General features: G+C 35.6%; 5 protein-coding genes. 3 read left to right on the forward strand and 2 right to left on the reverse strand.

What is annotated here, in order from left to right; all coding sequences use genetic code 11:
• Positions 1-436, reverse strand: a 436-nt coding sequence (locus tag ACI3K6_RS23290; RefSeq protein WP_435556705.1) for an IS110 family transposase, incomplete at its 3' end; no start/stop codon positions are given.
• A 356-nt stretch (positions 437-792) separates the two neighbouring features.
• Between ACI3K6_RS23290 and ACI3K6_RS23295 the strand changes: the two genes are divergently transcribed.
• From ACI3K6_RS23295 to ACI3K6_RS23305, 3 genes are all read left to right on the forward strand, one after another.
• Complete coding sequence (locus tag ACI3K6_RS23295) at positions 793-1,260, forward strand: GNAT family N-acetyltransferase (protein ID WP_435556706.1); 468 nt, start codon at positions 793-795, stop codon at positions 1,258-1,260.
• A 337-nt stretch (positions 1,261-1,597) separates the two neighbouring features.
• Positions 1,598-2,164 carry a TetR/AcrR family transcriptional regulator gene (locus tag ACI3K6_RS23300; RefSeq protein WP_435556707.1) on the forward strand — a complete coding sequence of 189 codons (567 nt, stop codon included), beginning with the start codon at positions 1,598-1,600 and terminating at the stop codon, positions 2,162-2,164.
• A 58-nt stretch (positions 2,165-2,222) separates the two neighbouring features.
• Positions 2,223-4,079, forward strand: coding sequence for an alpha/beta fold hydrolase (locus tag ACI3K6_RS23305; RefSeq protein ID WP_435556709.1), 1,857 nt, complete (start codon positions 2,223-2,225; stop codon positions 4,077-4,079).
• Between the two features lie 694 nt (positions 4,080-4,773).
• Here ACI3K6_RS23305 and ACI3K6_RS23310 read toward each other — a convergent pair.
• Complete coding sequence (locus ACI3K6_RS23310; protein WP_435556711.1) at positions 4,774-6,219, reverse strand: flavin monoamine oxidase family protein; 1,446 nt, start codon at positions 6,217-6,219, stop codon at positions 4,774-4,776.
• Positions 6,220-6,931 lie beyond the last annotated feature (712 nt).

The following is a 6,931-nucleotide window of genomic DNA, read 5'->3' on the forward strand; positions in this document are numbered from 1 at the left end:
CTCCAGTAATATTCTCGTGTTGTCTTGTAAGATTCCGAAGGTTTAATAGTTGAACTCCTCGCTTTTTATACGGCTCTAGATCCTCCTTATAAAACAGCTCGCAGAGATGGTAAGCATCAGCCGCATCTGTTTTTACTTTCCTGAGACTTGAACTTTTAGCCTTATAAGAAATCAGTGGATTTATGATGATCAATAAATACCCACGGTCTTCCAAGTATTGAACAACAGGGGAATGATAATGTCCCGTTGCTTCTAGGATGATTGGTGGTTTTTGACCAGTTTCCTTCTTTACTTCCTCCAGAAATTCTAGAAGTAAACTTAGACCCTCAACAGTATGAGAAACTTTAAAACTCTTACGATATGGCTTACCTTTTTCCAAAAATGCTTGAACCTGACTTTCTCCTTTTGAAACATCCAGACCAATGACTGGATTCATTATTAAATCTCCTCCTAAACTAGTAATTTGCCAGTAACCCCTAATCCTCCATGCAGTATCACAGCTTCGCTTGTTATACGGGATCTAAGTCCCAACCAGCCTCAATCATGTTTCTACAAGTAGGGGGCGAACCGTTTACTTGACGGGGTCGATCCCCACGGGCAGTTACGTTCTACCCTGGCTACTGATATAATAAGACCAAAATAAATAAGGTCAACCAGAAATTTTTAGCATTCTGGCTAACCTTATAATACGAACGGGCAGGTTAGTGCAAGAAGAAGGATAGTCATCTATACAGTTTTATTGAATAAATATATATCCCATTGTATGTTTATTTTATCGGGGAGGGATTAATTATGGAGATTAAATTTGCAGAAATATCGGACGCTCCAATAATTCACGATTTAATGTTCAAGGCATTTATGGAATATAAAGATGAAGTGCCACCATCAAGTGCATTAGAGGAGACAGTTCAATCAATAACATCTGCTTTAATTGAAGTTGAGAAAAGTATAATTGCATTTGTTGAAGATGAACCAGTGGGAATGGTTCGTTTTCAATTGAAAGAAGAAGGACTTTATTTTTATAGACTTTCAGTTATTCCAGAAAAACAAGGTCAAGGAATTGCAAAGAAATTATTAGCATCATTAGAAGAATATGCACATAAAAATGAAATTTCTACAATCCTTTGTAAGGTTCGAATGACTATGCCTAAAAATATACAACTATATAGTTCGATAGGATATAGCATTGATAATGAGGAAGTAGTACATAAGCCAAACGGTATAAATATACAGGTAGTTTCTATGTTGAAGAAGTTATAGTTCTTAAACTAATGGGGGCGTTGATCCAAAAAGGATTAACGCTTCTTTTTGTTGAACTATATTGAAGTAACCGGCAGGTTAGTGGAAGAAGAAATGGTAAAATAAAATAAGTAATATTACAAATTGGTGTAGATTTGAAATAAAGTCGTACTGTTTATAAAAAAGATGTACTGTTTAAAATAAAGTTATACCGTTTATAAAAAAGTTGCACCGTTTTACCCCTTTGGATACGATTATCCAAAGGGTTGTTTCTATGTCCCATAGAAAAAGAAATAGTTAATACTTGCAATATTCAAACTAGTACTGTATAGTTCTAGTTATGACAAAGGTAAAATTAATGAATCAAAAACGTGTGATTGAAGTGGCGGCAACATTATTTTTAGAAAAAGGGTTTGCTTATACAAGTATGGATGAATTAGTGCGTGTAAGCAAAGTATCAAAATCTAATGTGTATTATCACTTTTCTAATAAGGAAGAATTGTTAGAAGGGGTCGTTGATTATTGGATTGAAACGTATCAGCGTGCCATTGATGAAATACTTTCTCAGAACCAATTATTAGTTGAAGATCGTGTCCAGCTGTTTTTAAAGCATTTATCACAGGGAGTTCAGTCAAGGGAGTATAACGGTGGCTGTCCATTTATTACTCTTTATATTCAAAGTCCTGCACAAGCCACGCACATAAAAGAAAAAATAGGTCTCTTTTTTACAGGATTACAAACGAAAGTCTCTCTATTACTAAAACAAGGAGTAGAAAAAGGGGAGTTTAGAAATACGATTAATATTGACGAGGTAGCGGCACTTTTTATAACGAATCTTGAAGGAGCGCTATTTATTTCAGAAACATTGAAGGATGCAACTGTTATCAAGAAAATAGCAACCCATTTTTTTAACTTGCTTCGATAAGAGAAGCATTTTTTTTACATTGAATTAGTACTATATAGTCCTAAAAAGGAGCGCGGATATGAGAACAATATTTTTAACTGGTGGAACAGGCTTTATTGGGAGGCAATTAGTGGAGGAATTAACTAAAGAGGAAGTTATGATTTTTCTTTTAGTTAGGTCAAAAAGTAAGGCAACACGCATTTTTCAAGAAAAAGGTATTTTAAATGAGGCAGCCATACACTTTATTGAAGGTGATTTAACGAAAACAGATTTAGGTTTAAGTGATGAAGATAAGGATAGGGTATTAAAAACGGATGTGATTATTCACGCGGGTGGACCAATGGATATTAAAGCGACAGAGAAAGAGGCAGTTTCTGTAATTTTAAACGGTGCCAAGCATATCGGTGAATTAGCTAAAAGTATTCATCAATTGAAGGGCTTGCAGCAATTTATTCATATAGTAGGTTATATGAGCCCCTTGGATGATAAAAGTAGCATGGTTACGATTGATGTGTTTAAGGAAGGCAACGATTATTTGAAAATAAAAAATTCATATGAAAGAACAAAATTTTTAGCAGATCTTTATATTCGCCAGCAGGCATCTGAAATAGGCTATCCGCTTTCTGTGATTAATCCACCAACTGTAGTCGGCAGTAGTAAAACAGGGAGTACGGAGCAAGTAGCAGGCTTAGGCTTGCTTGTGACGAGTATGCGAAGAGGGCTAATGCCAGTTGTTCCTGGAGGTAAGGGGTATAGATTACCACTTATTTCAAACGATGAGCTAGCGAAGTTTATTGTGCAGGTTTTTAAACAGGAGCAACCGTCTATTCAAACATATACACTTGTTCAAGACAAACAGCTTGATCCAAATATGTCTGAATTATTAGGAGTTATGTCAGAAAGTATGAATATGGTAGCACCTAAAATCTCTGTCCCAATTCCTTTCATGAAGGCACTTATGAAAAGTGGGGTAAGTAAAATAACACAAATTCCATCGGATGGACTGAACTTTATTACAAATAGGAAGTTTTCAAATGATTCATCGAAAAAAATCATGGGAGGGGATTGGTTTAAGAAGACGAGTGTAATGAAATTTTTCCCAGCCGTTGTAGCGGATTTGGATTATCGCTTGATGTATCAAAATGACCAGCATAATCATGCATTTGAACGGACATTAATCGGAAACACTGTCATTTATCAAATACAAGGAGAGGGTAAGCCGTTTATTTTATTACACGGTTTATTGAGCGATGGAGAGGATTTATTTCCTTTAGGACTAGAGCTTCATGAAAAAACTGGTCAACCGGTATGGATCCTGGATCTTCCAGGTTTAGGACGTTCCCCTTTTAAACGAGAGAAAAACCTTCTTGATCTCTATTTGAATGTATTGAAAGAGTTAATGGGGGAAGCTACTAATGGTGCATATTTGATTGGCCATTCCTTCGGTGCGGTAATTCTTCTAGAAGCATTAGTACAAGAGTACATTGATACGAAGAATACTATTACTTTACTTCAGCCACCTGTTGCAAAAAGAAATTCTAACTCGTTTAATGCTCCTCAATTTATGAACAAATGGGCTTTGAAATTGGCAACTGCTAATTTGATAGAGCGATATTTATTAGGTAATGGTCTGTTTGAAAGTTCAGAGAGCATTCCGGAACATTATATTTCCAAAGTAAGTAGGAGCTTTACTTCGCCAAGAATTTTAAATACAACGGTTCAGCTTAACAGTTTTCTATTGAAAGACTATCAGGGTGATTTTAATAAAGTACAAAGGTATAATCTTCATATTATTTGGGGAGATCATGATAGAAGCTATTTTGCTCCATTACATCTTGGTAAAGTTGATATTGTTCCATATGGTCATCATTTCCCTCTTAGCCATCCAAGGGAAACGGCTGATTTGGTTATAAAAAATAGTAGTACTAGCAGATGATAGTGTGGGGTAAATACAAAAAAAGTGTGTAGTAAGATTGTTCGTTCAAAGTTTGGTTTAACATCATCGGTTGTCCTGTATCCAATAATAAAAGAAAATAGTATTTTTTGCTTGGATAAGCTTAATCATAGGTGCATTATCATATTGCTTCTTATGTATTTTCTTTTAGGAAGTCCAGTCATCAGAGAACAATCTTTTTTTCAAAATAGATTCTTTTATTTTCGCTAATATAGCGGTGAAAGAGGAACTGTAGTTTTGAAATAAAGTCGCGATGTCACGATGTTTATAAAAAAGTTGCGAAGCTTTACCCCTTTAGATATGGTTATCTAAAGGGGTATTCTTATAGTGAACCAAAAGGTGTATTAGAGAATTGTTTAGTAACAATAGAATTGTTCAGCAATCGGGCGCAATCCTTGAAATAAGGACAAGCGCTTATTTTTCATTTTAGGGCCATTTAATTGAGTAAGAGGTTATTGAACCTTACCTTATAAGCCAAGCTGCTCCTGCTAAACGCTATTAGTTAAAAAACAAAAATAGTGTTGAGAGTGCTTAAATATCAATAGTTGCATCAACTTCGTCTATTATGGCATGTGCTGAACAAAATTGGTCGGTCGCAGTGGCATCTTTTTTGCTTGGAAATGAAAGAGTGTTGCATGGATCGTTTCCATATCACAAATTTAGACTTTAAAGTTGCTTATCCTTTAGGTAAGTCATTAACTTCATATGCCGCCCGTATTCCAGATTCAATAGCTCCTTGCATCCAAGCATGGGTAAGTGTAGTATGTTCACCAGCAAAGTGCACTTTTCCCTCAGCCGTAGGAATATAAGTATGTAGCTGCAATTCCTGCCCAGGCTCAAAAGCTGTAAAAGCTCCGCAAGAATAAGGATTCTTACTCCAGCTATAAGAAGCCCCTGAAACAAACTCAGAATAAACCTGATTCCCATAAATTTCTGCTAAGTTTATTAAAGCATATTGGATACGCTCACTTTCAGATAGACTATCCAATGTTAAGGCCTCATCGGCCCATGTATAGCTCGCTAAAACTACCGCAGGTCCATTTGAACCAATGCCATAACTAGGGTAATAAGTAAATCGAATTGGCAGTTCGGTTATGGATTTGCCACCAAGCTGACCTTCTTTTTCCCAAAACCTGCTTTTAAACTCTATCCCGATTTTTGTTGAGGCTAAATAATTGAGTTCGCGAATCGCTCTCCTTTTATAATAGGAAAAAGAACCATAAGGTTCGATTTTCACAAACCGCAAGGTCGAAAAAGGTATGGTTACTATAGCAAGATCACCAGTTATGGTGAAATTCTCGTCGGTATGTTGATGTATACAATGAATCGTTATACTATTTGGATACTGGGATATTTTCATCATTTTTTGGTTGAACAAAATATTCTCTTTTAATTGAGGTAAGAATGCGCGTGGTAATCGATCCATTCCACCCGTTATCTCATAGAATTGATTGTTTGATGAGAAGAGCAACATTTCTCGTAATACTTCAATAAATGACATCCCCATATATGCTTCCAAATCAAGAAGCACACCTATCATATCAATTGCACCGTTTGAAAAATAAGAGTTTAAGAAAGAACCTAATGATTGATTTCTATATTGTTTTTCTACAAGCGGCCAATTCCTTTCTGGATCTTGGTTAATAAAATTGATAATTGGTTGTGTGACAGAAAGCAAAAGTGCTTCTGCCGTTTTCCCTCTTTCAATGGGAGCAACAGGGTATTTTAAAATACTTGGATTACTTTCAAATACATTAAGACGAGTTTTGATGCCATTTGCGTAAATAATGTCACTTGGAGTCCGGTTAATAAACGGATTTATAGATAACTTAAATTTTTTAATATATTCCAAGGTTAAATAGTGTTTATCAGGAATACGCATTGGGCCAGCATTAAGATATAACCTATCACTAAAGGGAGCACGCAAAGTGTAAACACGTCCTCCAACTCTATCATTCGCTTCCAAAATGGTGACTATATGGCCGGTTTCCTTTAATAAAGATGCCGCGACGAGTCCAGCCAAGCCTGCACCGATAATGATAATATGTTTAGGATGTTGTGATGTTTTAAGACCATTTCTAATGATGTTGAGCATTTGTTTATTCGTTAATTGAGAATTCATGTTATGAGGCATCCTCCCTTGCTTTTCAATAAAATGGCTTAATGCATTATATTCAGAGAAAAGGATACCTATGTGAAATATTCCTGAAATGGTAATATTAAAACGATCCATTACGGATAAAAATTAGAGAGAACGAGAAAAAAATCACCAATGGAAAATATGTAAGATTTCCAAAATGGTCATATGAGGAGAGTAGGCTTGCCTATCTTAAGGGAGAAAATAGCATTGGTTCTTCACTTTTTGAAGGAGAACTTTGGTTATAACATTCATCATGACAAACATGTTAAAGTGTATTCGAATAGTAGAAGAAATTTTCAATGGGCACCAGGTAAAAATGTGATTAGTTTTCAATCGGCTCCTGAAAAAAATGTTTGGTCATCAATCTGAAGATAGGTTGTGATATCCGATGCTCTTTCAGTGAATACCATTCACCATATCGGTTTGTATCAATATTCCATTAAAGGGCGCTTTTCTGAAATAAGGAAAGCGTCTTTCTTTATGAAAAGGGCCATTAAATTGATTAGCACTTTAAAGAAAATTGGGTATGTATGTTAAAGTTTAGAAGAGAATGTGAAGGTTTGTACTTAAAGAAACGGGGCAGCATTCCTGTAATGAATGAAAATGAGGTTTGAACAAAAAAAGAACCTCTTGGTAGAATGAGAGAGTCCTAAAGCTGGCCAGCAAAAAAGGACAATCCCAAATACCAGGAGGT

This window comes from Neobacillus solisequens (genome assembly GCF_051233465.1).
GTDB lineage: Bacteria > Bacillota > Bacilli > Bacillales > Cytobacillaceae > Neobacillus.

What these genes read in the sequence shown, in the direction of transcription:
- ACI3K6_RS23295 (WP_435556706.1), top strand. Translation starts at nt 793, where the DNA reads ATGGAGATTAAATTTGCAGAAATATCGGACGCTCCAATAATTCACGAT.
- ACI3K6_RS23300 (WP_435556707.1), top strand. Translation starts at nt 1,598, where the DNA reads ATGAATCAAAAACGTGTGATTGAAGTGGCGGCAACATTATTTTTAGAA.
- ACI3K6_RS23305 (WP_435556709.1), top strand. Translation starts at nt 2,223, where the DNA reads ATGAGAACAATATTTTTAACTGGTGGAACAGGCTTTATTGGGAGGCAA.
- ACI3K6_RS23310 (WP_435556711.1), bottom strand. Translation starts at nt 6,219, where the DNA reads ATGAATTCTCAATTAACGAATAAACAAATGCTCAACATCATTAGAAAT.